At 74.8% G+C, this 17,838-nt stretch carries 16 protein-coding genes and 1 pseudogene; 5 read left to right on the forward strand and 12 right to left on the reverse strand.

All coding sequences use genetic code 11. The annotated features are described in order from the left end of the window. Positions 1–11 precede the first annotated feature (11 nt). The 6 genes from EAD96_RS20605 to tsaB form a co-directional block, all read right to left on the reverse strand. On the reverse strand, positions 12–1,781 hold the full coding sequence (locus EAD96_RS20605) for an ABC transporter ATP-binding protein (RefSeq protein WP_121685461.1): 1,770 nt from the start codon (positions 1,779–1,781) through the stop codon (positions 12–14). Then, entirely contained in the window at positions 1,778–3,484 is a 1,707-nt protein-coding gene (locus EAD96_RS20610; RefSeq protein WP_121685462.1) for an ABC transporter ATP-binding protein, read from the reverse strand. The genes EAD96_RS20605 and EAD96_RS20610 overlap by 4 nt, the downstream gene beginning before the upstream one ends. 70 nt (positions 3,485–3,554) lie before the next feature. Continuing rightward, on the reverse strand, positions 3,555–3,809 hold the full coding sequence (locus EAD96_RS20615) for a hypothetical protein (RefSeq protein WP_091426737.1): 255 nt from the start codon (positions 3,807–3,809) through the stop codon (positions 3,555–3,557). Positions 3,810–3,826: 17 nt separating this feature from the next. Continuing rightward, positions 3,827–4,873 carry a tRNA (adenosine(37)-N6)-threonylcarbamoyltransferase complex transferase subunit TsaD gene (gene tsaD, locus EAD96_RS20620; protein WP_121685463.1) on the reverse strand — a complete coding sequence of 349 codons (1,047 nt, stop codon included), beginning with the start codon at positions 4,871–4,873 and terminating at the stop codon, positions 3,827–3,829. A 5-nt stretch (positions 4,874–4,878) separates the two neighbouring features. After that, positions 4,879–5,352, reverse strand: a complete 474-nt coding sequence (gene rimI / locus EAD96_RS20625) for a ribosomal protein S18-alanine N-acetyltransferase (RefSeq protein WP_121685464.1) — start codon at positions 5,350–5,352, stop codon at positions 4,879–4,881. Continuing rightward, on the reverse strand, positions 5,349–6,026 hold the full coding sequence (gene tsaB, locus EAD96_RS20630) for a tRNA (adenosine(37)-N6)-threonylcarbamoyltransferase complex dimerization subunit type 1 TsaB (protein WP_121685465.1): 678 nt from the start codon (positions 6,024–6,026) through the stop codon (positions 5,349–5,351). The genes rimI and tsaB overlap by 4 nt, the downstream gene beginning before the upstream one ends. A 180-nt stretch (positions 6,027–6,206) precedes the next feature. Between tsaB and EAD96_RS31605 the strand changes: the two are divergent. Next, a pseudogene (locus tag EAD96_RS31605) lies at positions 6,207–6,341 on the forward strand (helix-turn-helix domain-containing protein); the annotation flags it as partial. 239 nt (positions 6,342–6,580) lie between these two features. Next, complete coding sequence (locus EAD96_RS31610) at positions 6,581–6,931, forward strand: hypothetical protein (RefSeq protein ID WP_233586115.1); 351 nt, start codon at positions 6,581–6,583, stop codon at positions 6,929–6,931. Here EAD96_RS31610 and ung read toward each other — a convergent pair. Then, on the reverse strand, positions 6,920–7,618 hold the full coding sequence (ung, locus tag EAD96_RS20640) for a uracil-DNA glycosylase (protein WP_013288560.1): 699 nt from the start codon (positions 7,616–7,618) through the stop codon (positions 6,920–6,922). The two genes, EAD96_RS31610 and ung, sit on opposite strands and share 12 nt — an antisense overlap. Before the next feature lie 181 nt (positions 7,619–7,799). Here ung and EAD96_RS20645 point away from each other — a divergent pair, with 181 nt between their 5' ends. Then, a complete protein-coding gene (locus tag EAD96_RS20645; protein ID WP_121685466.1) occupies positions 7,800–9,182 on the forward strand; it encodes a lipase family protein in 1,383 nt (460 codons plus the stop codon). On the opposite strand, the gene tsaE is transcribed toward EAD96_RS20645, so the two are convergent. The 4 genes from tsaE to EAD96_RS20665 form a co-directional block, all read right to left on the reverse strand. After that, on the reverse strand, positions 9,179–9,661 hold the full coding sequence (tsaE, locus tag EAD96_RS20650; protein WP_121685467.1) for a tRNA (adenosine(37)-N6)-threonylcarbamoyltransferase complex ATPase subunit type 1 TsaE: 483 nt from the start codon (positions 9,659–9,661) through the stop codon (positions 9,179–9,181). The genes EAD96_RS20645 and tsaE overlap by 4 nt on opposite strands. Next, entirely contained in the window at positions 9,658–10,743 is a 1,086-nt protein-coding gene (locus EAD96_RS20655; RefSeq protein ID WP_121685468.1) for an alpha/beta fold hydrolase, read from the reverse strand. Before EAD96_RS20655 ends, tsaE begins: the two co-directional genes overlap by 4 nt. After that, on the reverse strand, positions 10,740–11,858 hold the full coding sequence (alr, locus tag EAD96_RS20660; RefSeq protein ID WP_120573126.1) for an alanine racemase: 1,119 nt from the start codon (positions 11,856–11,858) through the stop codon (positions 10,740–10,742). The genes EAD96_RS20655 and alr overlap by 4 nt, the downstream gene beginning before the upstream one ends. An 84-nt stretch (positions 11,859–11,942) precedes the next feature. Further along, positions 11,943–13,412, reverse strand: coding sequence for an NAD(P)H-hydrate dehydratase (locus EAD96_RS20665; RefSeq protein ID WP_121685469.1), 1,470 nt, complete (start codon positions 13,410–13,412; stop codon positions 11,943–11,945). Positions 13,413–13,628: 216 nt separating this feature from the next. Between EAD96_RS20665 and EAD96_RS20670 the strand changes: the two genes are divergently transcribed. Next, a complete protein-coding gene (locus EAD96_RS20670) occupies positions 13,629–13,931 on the forward strand; it encodes a type VII secretion target (RefSeq protein ID WP_120573124.1) in 303 nt (100 codons plus the stop codon). Then, positions 13,928–15,547 carry an alpha/beta hydrolase gene (locus EAD96_RS20675; RefSeq protein WP_121685470.1) on the forward strand — a complete coding sequence of 540 codons (1,620 nt, stop codon included), beginning with the start codon at positions 13,928–13,930 and terminating at the stop codon, positions 15,545–15,547. Before EAD96_RS20670 ends, EAD96_RS20675 begins: the two co-directional genes overlap by 4 nt. 64 nt (positions 15,548–15,611) lie before the next feature. Here EAD96_RS20675 and glmS read toward each other — a convergent pair whose 3' ends face one another. Continuing rightward, positions 15,612–17,525 (reverse strand): glutamine--fructose-6-phosphate transaminase (isomerizing), encoded by a 1,914-nt coding sequence (gene glmS, locus EAD96_RS20680; RefSeq protein ID WP_120573122.1) that lies wholly within the window; start codon positions 17,523–17,525, stop codon positions 15,612–15,614. Positions 17,526–17,838: the final 313 nt, after the last annotated feature.

The raw sequence follows: 17,838 nt of genomic DNA on the forward strand, positions 1-17,838 counted from the left end.
GTCGCGCGTTCTCAGCCGTGCCAGGAACGCCACAGCGCGGCGTACGAGCCACCGGCCGCGACCAGCTCGTCGTGTGATCCCAGCTCGGTGATCCGGCCGTCGGCGACCACCGCCACGCGGTCCGCGTCGTGCGCGGAGAAGAGCCGGTGCGCGATGGCGATGACGGTACGGCCCTGAAGCACCGCCGCCAGCGACCGTTCCAGGGCCCGGGCCGCCCGCGGGTCGATCAGCGAGGTGGCCTCGTCCAGCACCAGCGTGTGCGGGTCGGCGAGCACCAGCCGGGCCAGCGCGAGCTGCTGCGCCTGCGCCGGGGTGAGCGGGTGTCCGCCCGCGCCGACCTGCGTGTCGAGCCCGTCCGGCAGGGCCAGCGCCCAGTCCAGCGCGTCGACGGCGGCCAGCGCCGCGCGTACCCGCTCCGGGTCGGCGTCCGGCCGGACCATCGCCACGTTGTCGGCGAGCGTGCCGATGAACACGTGGTGCTCCTGGCTGACGAGCGCGACATGGGTACGCAGCTCGGCCAGGGGCATCCCGGCCAGCGGGCGGCCGTCCACCGTCACAGTGCCGGCGTTCGGCGCGTGCACGCCGGCCAGCAGCCGGCCCAGCGTCGACTTGCCCGCCCCGGACGGGCCGACCATCGCCAGCCGCTCCCCCGGCCGGGGTTCCAGCGTCACGCCGTGCAGCACGTCGTGACCCGGGCGGTACGCGTACCGGACGTCGTGCGCGGCCAGCCGGCCGTCGCCGCCCGCACTGCCCGGAGCGGCGGCGCGCTCGTCCGGCGTGGCGGATGCCCTGGCGCGCTCGTCCGGTTCGACGGCCACCCCGAGCAGCCGGGCCAGCGAGGCGCCGCCGACCTGGAACTCGTCCAGCCAGCCGAGCAGCCGCTCGATCGGGTCGGTGAGCTGCTGGGCGTAGAGCGTGGCGGCGGTGACCTGGCCGAGGCTGGCCCAGCCCTTCAGGTGGAACCAGCCGCCGATGAGCAGGGTCGCCACCATCGGCACCAGGTAGCCGAACTCGGCCACCGGCCAGAACACGGTCCGCAGGTGGAGCGTGTAGCGCTCGGCCGCGTACGACCGGCGGATGTCCGCGTCGCCGCGGGCCCGGCGGCGGGCCGCCTGCCGCAGCGCCTCGGTGGTCCGCGCCCCCTCGACCGTCTCGCTGATCCCGTCGGTGATGTCCGAGTAGGCGGCGTTCTCCCGCAGGTAGCCCTGCGGCGCGCGGCGCAGGTACCAGCGCGTGCCGGCCCACAGCACCGGCACCGCCAGCAGGCTGGGCAGCACCAGCAGCGGACCGGTCAGCAGCAGCGCGCCGAGGATCAGCAGCACTGTCAGCGCCGCGATGAGCGTCTCCGGCCCGGCGAACCGGACCGTACGGGACAGCGCGGCGACGTCCCGCGAGGTGCGGGTGAGCAGGTCGCCGGTGCCGGCCCGCTCGACTGTGGCCAGCGGCAGCGCGAGCACCCGGTCGACGAACTCCTCCCGCAGCTCGGCGAGCACCCGCTCACCGAGCCGGGCCGAGGCCAGGTGCGCGAAGCGGACCAGCACGGCCTGCACCACCACGAACGCGGCGATGGCCGCCACGACCCGGTCCACTGTCGTCGCGGCGATGCCCTGGGAGATCCCCTGCACCAGGTCGCCGAGCAGGCGCGGGGCGACGAGCCCGGCCCCGGCGGCGAGCGCGTGCAGGCCGAGCGCGGCGGCCAGGCCACGCGGGTGACGGCGGATCAGCTCGCGCACGTACCGGCGGACCTGGGCGATGTCGGCGACGGGCAGCGCGTTGCTCATCGGTCCTCCTCCCGGCTCACCGTGGCGGCGTAGCGCGGCTCGGCGGCGAGCAGTTCCTCGTGCCGGCCCTCGGCGACGACCTTGCCGTCCTCCACGAAGACCACGTGGTCGGCGTGGCCGAGCACCAGCGGGCTCGTGGTGCAGACGAGCGTGGTCCGGCCGTGGCGGGCCGGACCGAGCCGTTCGGCGATGCGCGCCTCGGTGTGCGCGTCCACCGCGCTGGTCGGCTCGACCAGGATCAACGTCTCCGGGTCGGCGACGAGCGCGCGGGCCAGCCGCAGCCGTTGCCGCTGCCCGCCGGAGAACTCCCGGCCGCGTTCGGCGACCTCGCCGTCCAGGCCGCCGGGCAGCGCCTCGACGATGTCGGTGGCGCTCGCCGCGGCCAGCGCCGCCTCGACGGCGCCGGGCTCGGCCCGGTCGTGCGGGTCCAGCTCGGTGCGCAGCACGCCGCTGAACAGCTGCGCGTCGTTGTCGGCCACCAGGATCCGCTCCCGCACCGTCGCCAGCGCCACGTCCCGCAGCGGTACGCCGTGCAGCGTGACGTCCCCGTCGGCGTACCGGCCGAGCCGGTCGGCGATCTCGGTGGCGTCCTGCGGGGTGGCGGTGGCCAGCGCGGTGAGCCGGCCCGGTCGCAGGACGAGTCCGGAGCGTACGTCCGCCAGCTCGCCCGGACCGGCCGGCACCGGCACCGGGGTGGCCGGGTCGGTGAACTCCGGCGCGAGCCGCAGCAACCGGACCACCCGGCGGGCCGCGACGTGTCCCCGGGTCAGCTTGTCGGCCGCCTCGGTGAGGTTGCGCAGCGGGCTGACCAGGAACGCGGTGTAGCCGTAGAACGAGACCAGCTCGCCGGCGCTGATCTCGCCGCGCAGCGCGAACCGGGCGCCGAGCCAGGTCACCAGCACCACGAAGACGCCGGGCAGCAGGATCTGCGCGGCCTGCAGGAGCGATTCGACCCGGGCCACCCGCAGCCCGTCCGCGCGCAGCGCCTGCGACCGTTGCCGGTAGCGCTCGGACAGGACCGGCTCGCCGCCGACCCCGCGCAGCACGCGCAGGCCGGAGACGATGTCCGCGGCCCGGGCGGTGAGCCGGCCGGTCGAGTCCCGGTACGCGGCCTGCTGCCGGTGCAGCGGGCGGATCAGCAGCGCCACGAGCGCCATCAGCAGCGGCACCCCGAGCACGACGACGAGGCCGAGCGGCTGGGAGGCGTTGAGCAGGATCACCGCGACGGTGACGATGCCGACCACCGAGCCGGCGCCACGGGCGGTGATGTCGATGGCGCCGCCGATGTGCTCGATGTCGGCGGTGCCGATGCTCACCACCTCGCCCGCCGCGACCCGCCGGGGCAGCGCGGCGCCGAGGCGGTTGGTGGCGTCCACCGTCACCTGGACGGTGCGGTAGGCGGCGCCGAGCCAGTTGTGCACCGCGCAGCGGTGGCGCAGGATCCCGGCGACGGCCTGCACCAGACCCAGCCCGAGCAGGGCCAGGCTCCAGCGCACCAGCGCGTCCGGGTCGCGTTGGGCCAGGCCGGCTTCCACGGCGCGGCCGAGCACGGCCGGCACCAGCGCCTGGGCCAGCATCCAGATCACGCCGAGCGCGAGACCGGCGCCGAAGATGACGGGGTGCCGCCCGGCGAGCCACACGAGGTATCGGGTGGCCGACCGCGCGTCGGGGGTGCCGGGATCGCCGGCCGGTGAGAAGCGCATGACCCACCGACGCTAGGTGCCGGGGCGATCCGGGCGCCAACCAATTCCGGCCGTCGTGACGGCCGTCGCGTCAGCGGTCGACCTGGGTGAAGTCCCAGCTGTGCGGCGGGCGGGCGATCAGCCGCGCCGGCGGCTCCGGCAGCTCCCGGGGGTTGTTCCGCCACTTGGAGATGACCACGAGCCGGTGGTCGGTGGAGGAGAACACCTCGCTGGAGACGTGCATCGGGTCGTGCTCGAACTCGGGCAGCGCGGTCTCGCAGACCCAGGTGATCAGGTCGGCGAAGCCGTACGGCTCGGCCTTGGCCTCCCACATCCGGACGATCATGTCGGTCCCCTCCCCGCTCACACGCTGACCACTGTCAGCGGCATCGCCGAGTCGGCCGGCAGGTCCAGCCGGCTCGGCGCGACACCCGCGGCCACCAGGTGCGAGCCGAGCGCGGCCACCATCGCGCCGTTGTCCGTGCAGAGCTTCGGCCGGGGCGTACGCACCCGGATGCCGTGCCTGCCGGCCCGCTGCTCGGCCATCGCCCGCAGCCGCGAGTTGGCGGCCACACCGCCGCCGATCACCAGCGTGTCGATGCCGCTGGTGCGGCAGGCGTCGATCGCCTTGCCGACCAGCACGTCGCAGACCGCCTCCTGGAAGGACGCGGCCACGTCGGCGACCGGGACCGGCTCACCGGCCCGCTGCCGCGCCTCCACCCAGCGGGCCACCGCCGTCTTCAGGCCGGAGAAGGAGAAGTCGTACCGGTGCCCGGCCAGGTCCTTCGCGGCGGTCAGCCCGCGCGGGAAGGCGATCGCCGCCGGGTCGCCGGCGCGCGCCTCCCGGTCGATGTACGGCCCACCGGGGAACGGCAGCCCGAGCAGCCGGGCCACCTTGTCGAACGCCTCCCCGGCCGCGTCGTCGATGGTCGCGCCGAGCGGCACCACGTCGCGGGCCAGGTCGTCGACGCGCAGCAGCGAGGAGTGCCCGCCGGAGACCAGCAGCGCGATGGCGGGCTCGGGCAGCGGCCCGTGTTCCAGCGTGTCCACCGCGACGTGTGCGGCCAGGTGGTTCACGCCGTACACCGGCTTCTCCGCCGCCACCGCGTACCCCTTGGCGGCGGCGACCCCGACGAGCAGCGCGCCGGCCAGGCCCGGCCCGGAGGTCACGGCGATGGCGTCGATGTCGGCGAGGGTGACGCCCGCTTCGCGCAGCGCCCGGTCCATGGTCGGCACGATGGCCTCCAGGTGGGCGCGGCTGGCCACCTCGGGCACCACGCCGCCGAACCGGGCGTGCTCCTCGACGCTGGAGGCGAGCGCATCGGCGAGCAGCGTGTGCCCGCGCACGATGCCCACGCCGGTCTCGTCGCAGGAGGTCTCGATGCCGAGGATCAGGGGTTCGTCAGCCATGCGCGTCAGTCCTCGTTGCGCTGCATGACCAGCGCGTCGGTGTTGCTCGGTTGGTAGTAGCCGCGCCGTACGCCGATCGGCTCGAAGCCGTACGTGGCGTAGAGCCGTTGCGCGGGCGCGTTGTCCGCGGCGACCTCCAGCAGCGTGCTGCGGGCGCCGCGCCGGGCCGCCTCGGCGAGCAGCGCCTCCAGCAGCAGCCGGCCGATCCCACGGCGCTGGGCGTCCCGGCGGACCGCGACGTTCTGCACCCACGCCTCGTCGGGCGGGGACACGGCCAGCCCGGCGTAGCCGAGCACGGCGCCGTCGTCGCCGGTGGCGTCGTCGTCGGTGACGTCGTCGTCGGTGGCGACCAGGTAGAAGTGCCCGTTGGCGAGTTCGTTCCAGAACATCGCCGCCGACCACTGCTCGGCACCGAACAGGTCCGCCTCGATGGGCAGCACCTCGTCGATGTGCCACCAGCGGAACCGGCCCAGCCTCATGGCAGGACCGGCTTGTGGCCGGTGGCCGCGACCGCGTCCGGGCGACGCAGGTAGAGCGGGGTGAGCGTCTCGCCGGGTGCGCCGGCACGGATCCGCGGCGCCGCGAGCCGGGCCAGCGCCAGCGGGTCCGGGTAGCGCGGCTCGTCGCGTACCGGCAGCCCCAGCACGTCGGCGTACCGGTGCGCGCCGTCGCCGACCGCGACGGTGACCGCCAGTTCGCGCGCCCGCTCCGCGACCACCGCCGGGGCCGCCACCTCCGGACCGGCCAGGCGCTGGCCGGTGCCGTCGTAGACGGCCCAGTAGATCTCCCGGCGCCGCGCGTCGCTCGCCGCCAGGACCGGCTCGCCGGCGGCCGCCGGGTGGCCGAGCCCGTCCAGCGAGCAGACGCCGTACGTGGGTACGCCGAGCACCTGACCCATGGTGGCGGCGGTGACCAACCCGACCCGCAGCCCGGTGAACGGACCCGGGCCGAGGCCGGCGACGATCGCGGCCAGGTCGGCGGGCCGCGCGCCGACGTCCGCCAGCACGGCGTCGACCTGCGGCGCGAGCAGCTCGCCGTGGGCGCGGGCGTCGACGGTGCACCGGGACGCGCGGAGCGCGACGCCGTCCGCCGAGACCTCGGCCAGGGCGGCGGTCACCGCGGGCGTCGAGGAGTCCACCACGAGTACCAGCACGGTAAGCCAGCCTAGCCGCCCGCTCCGTCCGCCCCGTCCGCCCCCGGCACGCCCTCGCCGCTCGCCCGGTCACGATGCGTAGCGCCCGGATCAAAGGGAAGAGGTGAGAGCCTTATGCCTCTGGGTCATAAATATGACTCAGAGGCATAAGGCTAAGAAGAGGACTGCCATTCTCCGGAGATGACGGAGAGTCGCCTCGTTCGAGAAATCGCCCGGACCTTGCGGCGTGAACGCGAACAGGCAGGGCTCACCCAGCAGGCTCTGGCCGTCCGGTCCGGGCTCAGTCAGGCCGCCATCGCCCGGATCGAACGCGGCGACCGGCTGCCGAGCCTGACCGCCGCGGAACGCCTGCTCGCCGCGCTCGGCCGGCAACTGCGGATCGAGGTCGAGCCGCTGGACAGCCACCTGGACGCCGCGCTGGACGAGATCGCCGGGACGGTGCTTGCCGAGCGGATCGAAGTCCTCCGGCTGGACCGGATCATGGACGCCCTGGGCGACCTGCCGTACGTGCTGTCGGGCGGCAGGCGGCACTGCTGCAGGGCGCGCCGCTGCCGGTGGACGCGGTCGAGATTGCGGTGCGCTGGCGGGACTCGCCGCAGTTCAGCGCGCTCCTCGATCGGATCTACGCGCAGCGCTGGGACGCTCGGTGGCAGGTGTGGGGCGGCATCCACACGGAGCCCGAAGATCCGGGCGAGCACCGCTGGCTGACCCGCTACGGCGAGCTGCGGGCCCGGATGTGCGAGGAACTGCCCGAGCCCATCGAGGTCCGCCTCGGTGAACGTACGTACCCGGTCGAGCCGCTGGTCGAGGTGGAGGTGACCGACCGGCGCACGGCCGAGCTGCTGTCCCGGTACCGCCGGCGCCTCGCCGCGGCGGGCGAGGCGCCGGACGGGTCAGCCGGCTGAACGCTCCCAGTCGACGGTGGGCAGCCCCGCGTCGGCAAGCGCCTTGTTGGCCGCGCTGAACGGGCGGCTGCCGAGGAAGCCGCGCGGGTTCATCGGGCTCGGGTGCCCGGCCTCCAGCACCACGTGCTGCGGGTTGGTCACGAGCGCCGCCTTCTTGCGCGCGTAGCCGCCCCAGAGCAGGAAGACCACGCGCTGGTCGAGCGCGTCGAGCGCCCGGATGGTGGCGTCGGTGAACTCCTCCCAGCCCTTGTTCGCGTGCGAGCCGGGGGTGGCCTGCCGGACCGTCAGCACCGAGTTGAGCAGCAGGACGCCCTGCGCGGCCCAGCCGTCGAGGTTGCCGCTGCGCGGCTTCGGCACGCCCAGGTCCTCGCCCAGTTCCTTGAAGACGTTGCGCAGTGACGGCGGCACCGCCACCCCCTCGCGCACGCTGAAGCTCAGCCCGTGCGCCTGGCCCGCCTTGTGGTACGGGTCCTGCCCGAGGATGAGCACCCGGGTGTCGGCCGGGCCGCACAGCCGGTAGGCGGAGAAGAGGTCTTCCAGCGGCGGGAAGACGGTGGCGGTCGCGTACTCCCGGGCGACGAACTCGGCCAGCGCCGCGGTGCGGGCCGGGTCCAGGTGGGGGGTGAGCACGGCACGCCAGGCCTCCGGCAGCAGCGCCGGCAGGTCAAGGGTGGGGGCGTCGGGCATCGGCAACCTCTCCTCGTCGGTCGCCATCTTCATACCAGCCGCGACCGACACTCCCGGGCGGCGGCAGGGCCGGGACACTGGCGGCAAAAGTTACCGGAGCGTAACCTACTGGCAAGTTACTTACGCCACACCGCCGCTGCTAGCTTGCATCCACCACCATCGATGCTCGCTAGGAGTGCCCGTGAGCAGTAGGAACACCCGTCCCCGCACGCCCTCCGCCGCCCTCTCCCGCCGCCGCCCGAGAGGCGTCCGGATGCTCGCCGTCGCCGCGGCGGCAGCCGTGTACCTGGCCGGATCCGGCGCACCCGCGGCCGCCGACGACACCGCTCCGGTGGTCTCCCGCGGCGTGACCATCCCCGCCTTCTACCACCCGCCCGCCGACCTGCCCGCCGTCAACGGCACGCTGATCCGTACCGAGCCGCTGCCGCTCGGCCTGAGCATCCCCGGGCTCGACGGCCGCCCGATGCCCGGCACCGCCACCCGGCTGATGTACCGGTCCACCGACTCCAACGGCCGGGCCGTCGGCGTGACCGGCGCCTACATCGAACCGTGGGCGGCGTGGCGGGGCACCGGACCACGCCCGCTGGTCGCCGTCGCCTCCGGCACCATGGGGCAGGGCGACCAGTGCGCGCCCTCGTTCGCGCTGCAACATCCGCTCACCCTCACCGGCGACACCCTCTCCGTCGGCTACGAGGCACTGGCGATCTACCGCCTCCTCGCCACCGGCGCCGCCGTCGTCGTCACCGACTACGTCGGCCTGGGCGCGACCGACCGGCTGCACACGTACGTCAACCGCCTCGACGAGGGGCGCGCCCTGCTCGACGCCGCCCGCGCCGCCCGCGCGGTCCCGGGAGCATCGGTCACCGACCGGTCCCGCGTCGGTCTGTACGGCTACAGCCAGGGCGGTGGCGCCAGCGCCGCCGCCGCCGAACTCCAGCCCGCCTACGCGCCCGACGTGCCGCTGGCCGGCACCTACGTCGGTGCGCCTCCCGCCGACCTGACGGCTGTCATCGGCGGCATCGACGGCAGTGTGCTGGCGGGAGCGCTGGGCTGGTCGCTCAACGGCTTCGCCCAGTCCGACCCGGCGGTGCGGGACGTCATCGAGGCGAACGTCAACGACGCCGGGCGGGCGGCGCTCAAGGACACCTCCACCATGTGCGTCGGTGACGCGATCCTCCGGTACGCGTTCACCAAGAGCAGCAGGTGGATCACCGGCGGCCGGTCCCTCACCGCCGTCATCGCCGCCGCGCCCGAGGCCCAGGCCGTCCTCGACCGGCAGCGCATCGGCACGCTCAAGCCCGCCGGCCCGGTACGCGTGGCGACCGGCGTCCAGGACGACATCGTGCCCCACCGGCAGGCCCGCCAACTGGCGGTCGACTGGTGCCGCAAGGGCGGCGACGTGACCTACCAGGCGATCGCCCTGCCGGACCTCGGGGACAAGATCCTCACCAACCACCTGGTGCCGCTCATCACCGACCAGGGCGACGCGGTGGCCTGGCTGACCGACCGGCTCGCCGGGCGGACCGCGTACTCCAACTGCTGGACGATGCCCCTTCAGCCCTAGGACAGTTCGGCGACCCGGGCGGCCCAGTCGCCGCCGACCGGCTCCAGCGTGACCGCCCGGGTGTCGTCGTCGCGGCGGTCGATGCGTACCCGCAGGTGCGCGTCGACCAACTGCTCGACCATCCCCTCGCCCCACTCCACCACTGTCACCGCCTCGTCCACCGAGGCGTCCAGGTCGAGGTCGTCGATCTCCGCGCGCGGGTCGGCGGCCTCACCCAGGCGGTACGCGTCGGCGTGCACGAGCGTCACCCGGCCGCCCCGCTCCGGGTCCGGCCGGTGCACCCGCGCGATGACGAAGGTGGGCGAGGTGATGTCACCGCGTACGCCGAGTCCGGCGCCGATGCCCTGGGTCAGCGCCGTCTTGCCGGCCCCGAGCGGGCCGCTGAGCAGCAGCAGGTCACCGGCCCGCAGCACACCGGCAAGCCGCCGCCCGAACCCGTGGGTGTCGTCGACCGTCTTCAGTTCCACGACCACTGTCATAGCGAATCCAGGAACCTCTCCAGCGCCGCGTTCACCTCGTCGGCGTGCTCCAGCATCACCACGTGCCCGCTGTCGTGGATCTTCACGAACTCGGCGTGCGGCAGCCGCCGGACGATCTCCTCGGAGTGCGTCACCGGCGTGATCATGTCCTTGTCCCCCACTATCACCAGCACCGGCGTGCCGGCCAGCGCCGCCAGCGCGGGGAACCGGGAGTGGGTGGCGATCGTGCGCAGGTAGCGGGTGACCGTGTCGGCCGAGGTGCGCGAGTTCATCGTCTCGACGTACGACACCAGCGCCGGGCTCGGCTTCGAGGTGCCGAACCCGTACTTGCGGGTGAGCAACCAGGCCACGTTCGAGGTCGACCGGCGGGCCCGGTCGATCACGGTGCCGCCGTACCGGGTGGCGTTGCTCATCATGTAGAGCACCGGCGAGCCGACGCGGCCGAGCAGCGCGGGCGCCACCAGCTTGGTCTCCGCCGCGAGGCCGCCCGAGGTGGCCATCAGCACGGTGCCGACCACGCGGTCACCGAACATCTCCGGGTACAGCTCGGCCAGCGCCATGATCGTCATGCCGCCCATCGAGTGCCCGACCAGCACCAGCGGGCCGTCCGGGGCCACCTCGTCGAGCACCCGGCGCAGCGTGTGGCCCAGCGCGGTCAGGTCGTACTCGCCGCTCTCCAGCCGGCCGGAGCGGCCGTGCCCCGGCTGGTCGTACGCGACCACCCGATAGTCGCCGCGCTCGGCGAGCCGCTTGCGCTGGAAGTGGAACGTGCCCATGTCCAGGCAGAACCCGTGCACCAGCACCACCGTCGGGTGCCCGGCGACCGGGCGGGCCGGCTCGACCACCTCCACGTGGATGTCGGTGCCGTCCGGCATCTCCAGCCGGTACGCCTCGTCGTAGCGCTGTTCGTCGAAGAGCTCGCCGGCGTACCGGTCGGCCGGGTCGTTCTTGAGCCGGCGGACCAGCACCCGCTCGCTGACCACGCCCGCCGCGAGCCCGGCGGCGGCCACGCCGACGGCGGCGCCGACCAGCCCGGCCACCTTGCCGGCGGCGGTACGCGGTCGCGGCAACCGGACACTCATGCGCGCTCGCCGTCGTAGACGCGGGGCACGCGCACGCCACCGAAGCGGGTCACGATCTCGTAGTTGATGGTGCCGACGGCCTCGGCCCAGTCGTCGGCGGTGGGCTCGCCGTCCGCCCCGCTGCCGAACAGCGTCGCCACGTCGCCGTCGGCCACCTCGTCGTCGCCGCAGTCGACCACGAACTGGTCCATGCAGACCCGCCCGGAGATGGTCCGGCGCTTGCCGGCGAGTTGCACCGGCCCGGTGCTGGAGGCGTGCCGGGGCACCCCGTCGGCGTAGCCGAGCGGCACCACCGCGAGGTTGGCCTCCTGCTCGGTGAGGTAGGTGTGGCCGTAGGACACGCCGGTGCCGGCCGCCACCCGCTTGGTGAGCATCACCCGGGCGCGGGCGGTCATCGCCGGACGCAGACCGAACTTCTCGCCCGCGACCGGCGACAGGCCGTAGACGGCGATGCCGGGACGGACCAGGTCGAAGTGGGTGTCCGGCCGGGTGAGCGTGGCCGCCGAGTTGGCCAGGTGCCGGTAGCGCGGGCGCAGGCCGGCACGCGTCACCATCTCCAGCCCTTCCTGGAACACGGCGAGCTGGCGGTCGGTGGTGGGGTGACCGGGCGAGTCCGCGTACACGAAGTGGCTCCACACACCGACCACCTCGACCAGGCCGTCGGCCTGGGCCTTCGCGGCGGCCTCCAGCAGCGCCGGCCAGTCGGCGACGGTGGCGCCGCCCCGGGCCAGCCCGGTGTCGATCTTGAGGTGCAGCCGGGCCGGGCGGCCCGCCCGGCGGCTCGCCTGGATCATCTCGTCGAGCTGGGTGAGGCTGGCGCAGCCGAGGTCGACGCCGACGGTGATCCCGTCGTGCAGCGGCACCCCGGGGCTGAGCAGCCAGGCCAGCACCGGCGCGGTGATGCCCTCCTCGCGCAGCCGCAGCGCCTCGTCCAGCGTGCAGACGCCGAGCTGGTCCGCCCCGGCGTCGAGCGCCGCGCGGGCGGCCGGCACCATGCCGTGGCCGTACCCGTCGCCCTTGACCACCGCCATCAGCTCGGCGCTGGTGCCGGCCTTGAGCCGGGTCACGTTCTCCCGGATCGCGTCCAGGTCGACGCGCACCTCCGACTGCCACATGTCCCCAGCCTACTTCCGTCAGTGATCATCAGAGCCGTGAGCCGTGCGGGCGGTGCCCGTCGCCACCGGACGGCGCCGCCCGGATCAGCCCAGCCGGGCCAGTACCGGACGCAACGCGACGGCCACGTCGGGCGCGGTCACCGGACCGCCGCGCGCCGCCTCCCGGCCGGCCAGCCCGTGCAGGTACGCCGCGGCGCCGGCCGCCCGCTCCGGGGCCAGCCCGGCGGCGAGCAGCGAACCGAGCAACCCGGCCAGCACGTCGCCGGTGCCGCCGGTGGCGAGCACCGGGGTGCCGGTCGGGTTCACGTACGCGCGGCCGTCGGGCGTGCCGACGACCGTGCGGTCGCCCTTGAGCAGCACCACCGCGTTCATCCAGGCGGCCAGCCGCAGCGCGGCGGCGACCCGGTCCTCCCCCGGCATCTCGCCGCAGAGCCGGGCGTACTCCCGGTCGTGCGGCGTCACCACGATCGGGGCGTCCCGGCCGCGCAGCCGGTCGGCCAGCTTGCCGTCCACGAGCAGCGTCAGCGCGTCCGCGTCGAGCACCACCGGCACCGGCGCGGCGAGCACCGCGCGCAGCTCGGCGGCGGAGTCATCGTCGGTGCCCAGCCCGGAGCCGCAGACCCACGCCTGCACCCGGCCGGCGTCGGCGACCCGGCCGGTGGCGATCACCGACGGGTGCTGGTGCAGCACCTCGCCCTTGGCACTCCCGGCGTAGCGGACCAGTCCGGTGGGACCGGCGAGCGCCCCGGCGACCGAGAGCACCGCGGCGCCCGGGTAGGTGGCCGAACCGGTGGCCACGCCGACCACGCCCCGGGAGTACTTCTCCGACGACGCGCCCAGCGCCGGCCACCAGTCGACGACGTCCGCCTGCTCGATCACTTGGAGCGCCGGTGTGCCGCGCAGCCACGGCGTCAGCCCGATGTCGACCAGCTCGACCTCTCCGGCCAGCTCGGCGGCCGGGCCGACGACCAGTGCGGGCTTGAGCGCGCCGAATGCGACCGTCACGTCGGCGCGGACCGCCCGGGGCCGCCCGGCGTCGGTGAGCGGGACGTGGCCGGTGTCGACAGCGACGCCGCTCGGCACGTCGACGGCGACCACCGTGGCGGGCGTGCCGTCGCGCCCACGCTGCCCGGTCAGGCTCGCGGCCAGCTGCTCGGCCGTCTCGCGCAATCCTCCGGTGCCGCCGATGCCCACGATGCCGTCGAGCACCAGGTCGACCACCGCGGGCGGCCGGTCGGCCACGTGCCCACCGGCGGCGCGCAGGGCGGCCAGGCCCTCGGCGTGCGCCCGGCCCGGCGCGAGGAGCAGCGCGGTCACCGCCGCGCCCCGGCGGGCCAGGTGCACACCCGCGAACACGGCGTCGCCGCCGTTGTCGCCGGACCCGACGAGCAGCAGCACCCGGGCGCCGTAGACGCCGCCCCGATCGGCGAGCAGCAACGCGCAGCGGCGGGCCAGCCCGGCCGCGGCCCGCTGCATGAGCGCGCCGGCCGGAAGGGTGGCCATCAGGCCCGCTTCCGCCGCGCGAACGTCCGCGACACGCCACACCTGTCTCATGCCACCCCGCCCCGCTCGTCACGCCGGCTCAGCTTCCGCCCGCGGCTCCCCCGATCACGGCCTCACCCTACCGGCGGTACGCGCCGCGGACCGCCTGGCGGAAACGCCCTGTGGAAAACCCCGGCCGTTGTCCACAGGGGTCGGCGGCCACCGCCGGGTGCCGCCTAGCGTCCCGGTGTCCGGAGCCGGCCGGTGGCGCCGGGCGAGGGAGGTCACGTGGTGGAGAGACCGTTCGACGTCGACCCGGAGCTGCTGCGCAGTGTGGCGCGCGAGCTGGCCGACGACGCGTACCGGCTGGCCCGTGGGCCGGGCGCGGCGCCGGAGTCGTTGCTGGTGGCGGCACCGGACGGCTGGCGATCCGCTGTCGCGCTGGGCGACCTGGAGGCGGCGGTGCGGCGCTGGTCCGGCGCGCTCGGCGCCCGGGTGGCCGACACCGCTCAGGCGTTGCGCAGCGGGGCGGACGGCTACGAGGCGGTCGACGAACGCGCCGCCCGCCGCCTCACCGGGGTGCTCCGGTGAGCGGCGGACCCGCCGGCGCGGCGGACGTGCCGGTCGGCTACGCGCAGCTCTGGCGGGCCGACCCGGGTGCCTGGTCCACGGCCGGGACGGCGTGGCGGAACCTCGCCGGGCCGGTACGGCAGCGCGCCGACGCGCTGACCGCCCGGATCGGCGCGCTCCGCCCCGGGTGGTCGGGCGCGGCCTCGGCGGCGGCGCAGCGGCGGATCGGGGATCTGCGCACCGGCCTCACCGACGTGCTTCCCGCACTGGTCGAGGTCGACCAGGTGCTCGCCGAACTCGGTGCCCGGCTGGGCGCGGCGAAGGCGCGGCTCGGCGCCGAGGTGGCCCGCGCCGAGTCCGGTGGCCTGCGCGTCGACCGCACCGGCGCGGTCCGGCCCGACCCGGCCCGGGTGGCGCAGCCCGGGCCGGCCGTGGTCCACGCGCTGGCCGGCATCCGGGGCGCGCTGACGCTCGCCGGCGCCGCCGACCGGGAGGCGGCCGGACGGCTGGCGGAACTGACCACCGCAGCGGTGCGCGGCTGGGTCAGCGTCCCGCCCGCGTGGCGGCCCGGGCCCGGTGCCGGTCCGGCCGAGGTGAGCCGCTGGTGGGCCGGTCTGAGCGCGGCCGAGCGGCGCTGGCTGGTGGGGCGGGAACCGGACCGGATCGGGCGTCTCGACGGGCTTCCGGCCGCCGCCCGGGACCAGGCGAACCGGCTGCTGCTCGGCGACCGGCGGGAGCAGTTGCTCGTGCGGCGGCTCGCGCTGCGGCACCCGCTTCCGGCCGGGCCGCTGGAGGCGTCCCGGCGGGTCCGGCTCGCCGCTGTCGAGGCGTCGCTGCGCGGGCTGGACGGGCTCACCGAGCGGCTGGCCGCGGGCGGGGCGCCCCGGGCGTACCTCTTGGGTCTGGATCCGGCCGGCGACGGCCGCGCGGTGGTGGCGCTCGGCAACCCGGACCGCGCGTCCTCGGTGCTCACCTACGTCCCGGGCATGACCTCGGATCTCGCCGACGCGCCGGCCGAGCTGGGCCGGGCGGCCCGGGTGTTGCAGCGGTGCGCGGCGCTCGGGCCGGGCGAGGAGGCGGCGGCGGTGCTCTGGCTGGACTACGACGCGCCCGACTTCCTCACCGAGGCGGCGGGCACCCGGCAGGCCGAGGACGCCGGCCCGGCGCTGCACCGGTTCCAGGAAGGGCTGCGGGCCGTGCACGAGGGCCCACCGGCCCGGCAGACGGTGCTCGGGCACAGTTACGGCTCGCTCGTGGTCGGCGCCGCCGCCCGCGACCACGGGTTGGGCGCGGACGCGCTGGTCTTCGTCGGTTCGCCGGGGGTCGGCGTCGACCACGCCGCCGACCTGCGGATGCCCGCCGGTCAGGTCTGGTCGTCGACCGCGCCGGACGACGTGATCCGGCTGGCCCGCCCGCCGGACGAGCTGGCCCGCCGCGCGCTGCTCGCCGGTACGCCGCTCGGTCCGGCGCTCGCCGTGCTCGACGGGCACGGCGAGCGGCTCTGGTTCGGCGCCGACCCGAGCGCGCCGGGCTTCGGCGGCCGGCGCTTCCCGAGCGCTCAGCACGGCCACACCGGCTACTGGGATCCGGACAACCCGGCGCTGGACGGCATGGCCCGGATCGTGCTGGGCCGGTGAGCAGGCGGAGACGGCGCGGTCCCTCCGCCCGGTGGACGGGCGGAGGGACCGTGGACGAGATCGGCTACTCGACCGTGACCGACTTGGCCAGGTTCCGGGGCTGGTCGACGTCGTGCCCGCGGGCGGCGGCGATCTCGGCGGCCAGCACCTGCAACGGCACCGTGGTCACCAGCGGCGCCAGCAGCGTCGGCGTACGCGGCACGTAGATCAGGTGGTCGGCGTAGCGGACCACCGCCTGGTCGCCCTCCTCGGCGATCACGATGGTGCGGGCGCCCCGGGCGCGTACCTCCTGGATGTTGGAGACGACCTTGTCGTGCAGCATGCCGCGGCCGACCGGCGAGGGCACGATGCAGATGACCGGCGTGCCCTTGTCGATCAGCGAGATCGGGCCGTGCTTCAACTCGCCGGCGGCGAAGCCCTCGGCGTGCATGTACGCCAGCTCCTTGAGCTTCAACGCGCCTTCGAGCGCCACCGGGTAGCCCACGTGCCGGCCGATGAACAGCACGGTCGGCTCGGACTTCAGCTCACGCCCCAGCTCGCGGACCGGCTCGATCCGGTCCAGCAGCTCGCGCAGCTTGCCGGGCATCTCCTGGAGCTGGGCCACCACGGCGCCCACCTCGTCGGCGAACTTGATGCCGCGCACCTGGGCCAGGTGCAGGCCGATCAGGTAGCAGGCCACGACCTGGGTGAGGAACGCCTTGGTGGAGGCGACAGCGATCTCCGGGCCGCCGTGGGTGTAGAGCACCGCGTCGGACTCGCGCGGGATGGTGGAGCCGTTGGTGTTGCAGATGGCCAGCACGCGGGCCTTCTGGTCCTTGGCGTGGCGCAGCGCCATCAGCGTGTCCATCGTCTCGCCGGACTGCGAGATCACCACGATCAGCGTGGACCGGTCCAGCACCGGGTCGCGGTAGCGGAACTCGCTCGCCAGCTCCACCTCGCAGGGGATGCGGGTCCAGTGCTCGATCGCGTACTTGGCGACCAGGCCGGCGTGGTAGGAGGTGCCGCAGGCGACGATGAAGATCTTGTCGACGTCGCGCAGATCCTGCTCGCTGAGGCGGACCTCGTCGAGGGCGATCTCGCCGCTCTCGGTGAGCCGGCCGAGCAGCGTGTCGGCGATGGCCTGCGGCTGCTCCTCGATCTCCTTGAGCATGAACCAGTCGTAGCCACCCTTCTCGGCGGCCGACGAGTCCCAGTCGATGTGGAAGTCCTTGCCGCTGGCCGGCTGACCGTCGAAGTCGGTGATGTCGATGGTGTCGGGGGTGATCAGCACGATCTGGTCCTGCCCCAGCTCGACCGCGTCCCGGGTGTGCTCGATGAACGCGGCGACGTCGCTGGCCAGGTAGTTCTCGCCGTCACCACGGCCGACCACCAGCGGCGAGTTGCGCCGGGCGCCGACCACCGCGCCGGGGATGCCGGCGTCGACGGCGAGCAGCGTGAACGCGCCCTCCAGGCGCGCGCAGACCACGCGCATGGCGGCGGCCAGGAGCTGCGGGCTGTCGGTCTCACCGGCCGAGCGCAGGTCGGCCAGCGCGCGGGCGATCAGGTGCGCGGCGCACTCGGTGTCGGTGTCGCTGGCGAACTCGACCCCCTCGTCCTCCAGCTCGGTGCGGAGCTTCGCGAAGTTCTCGATGATGCCGTTGTGGATCACCGCGACGCGGCCGTCCGGGGAGAGGTGCGGGTGGGCGTTGCGGTCGGTCGGGCCGCCGTGCGTGGCCCACCGGGTGTGGCCGATGCCGGTGGTGCCGTCGCCGATGCCGATCGGGCTGGCGGCGCAGTCCTCGGGGTTGTCCGCCGCCCGCTCGGAGAGGACCTTCTCCAGGTTCGCGAGCTTGCCGGCCTTCTTCTCGGTCAGCAGCTCGTCCTCGCAGACCACGGCGACGCCGGCCGAGTCGTAGCCGCGGTATTCGAGACGCCGCAGTCCGTCAAGCACGATGCCGAGCGCCGGGCGCGCACCGGCGTAACCCACGATTCCACACATGGTCCGCAGCCTAACCGAGTTTCGCTCATCGTGCGTGCTCGGAAAGCCGGTTAACGATCACTGAATTTGAGCGAACCGAACGTCAGGGGTGACATTACCGGACAAAGCACCATCCCGGTCGTTCCACCCGTCCGGACCGGTACGGGACGCGGCGCGCGGACCGCCGGCCGGGACCGCACGGCTGGCCGCCACCGCCTACATTGAGGCCGGGGCGCCGTCCCCCGGGCCCACCGTTCCGCGGTCGTCCGCGCCGTACCCCTGTGAGCTGAGCCGATGTCCGAGACGACCCCCGCCCCCGAACCGGCCTCCGGAC

It is taken from the genome of Micromonospora sp. BL1, assembly GCF_003667485.1.
Lineage (GTDB): Bacteria > Actinomycetota > Actinomycetes > Mycobacteriales > Micromonosporaceae > Micromonospora > Micromonospora tulbaghiae.

Coding starts and splice junctions, on each gene's coding strand:
- tsaE (WP_121685467.1), bottom strand. CDS start 9,661: ATGACAGTGGTCGTGGAACTGAAGACGGTCGACGACACCCACGGGTTC.
- alr (WP_120573126.1), bottom strand. CDS start 11,858: ATGTGGCAGTCGGAGGTGCGCGTCGACCTGGACGCGATCCGGGAGAAC.
- EAD96_RS20610 (WP_121685462.1), bottom strand. CDS start 3,484: ATGCGCTTCTCACCGGCCGGCGATCCCGGCACCCCCGACGCGCGGTCG.
- EAD96_RS20605 (WP_121685461.1), bottom strand. CDS start 1,781: ATGAGCAACGCGCTGCCCGTCGCCGACATCGCCCAGGTCCGCCGGTAC.
- rimI (WP_121685464.1), bottom strand. CDS start 5,352: ATGAGGCTGGGCCGGTTCCGCTGGTGGCACATCGACGAGGTGCTGCCC.
- ung (WP_013288560.1), bottom strand. CDS start 7,618: ATGCCCGACGCCCCCACCCTTGACCTGCCGGCGCTGCTGCCGGAGGCC.
- glmS (WP_120573122.1), bottom strand. CDS start 17,525: ATGTGTGGAATCGTGGGTTACGCCGGTGCGCGCCCGGCGCTCGGCATC.
- tsaD (WP_121685463.1), bottom strand. CDS start 4,873: ATGGCTGACGAACCCCTGATCCTCGGCATCGAGACCTCCTGCGACGAG.
- EAD96_RS20655 (WP_121685468.1), bottom strand. CDS start 10,743: ATGAGTGTCCGGTTGCCGCGACCGCGTACCGCCGCCGGCAAGGTGGCC.
- EAD96_RS20615 (WP_091426737.1), bottom strand. CDS start 3,809: ATGATCGTCCGGATGTGGGAGGCCAAGGCCGAGCCGTACGGCTTCGCC.
- EAD96_RS20665 (WP_121685469.1), bottom strand. CDS start 13,412: ATGAGACAGGTGTGGCGTGTCGCGGACGTTCGCGCGGCGGAAGCGGGC.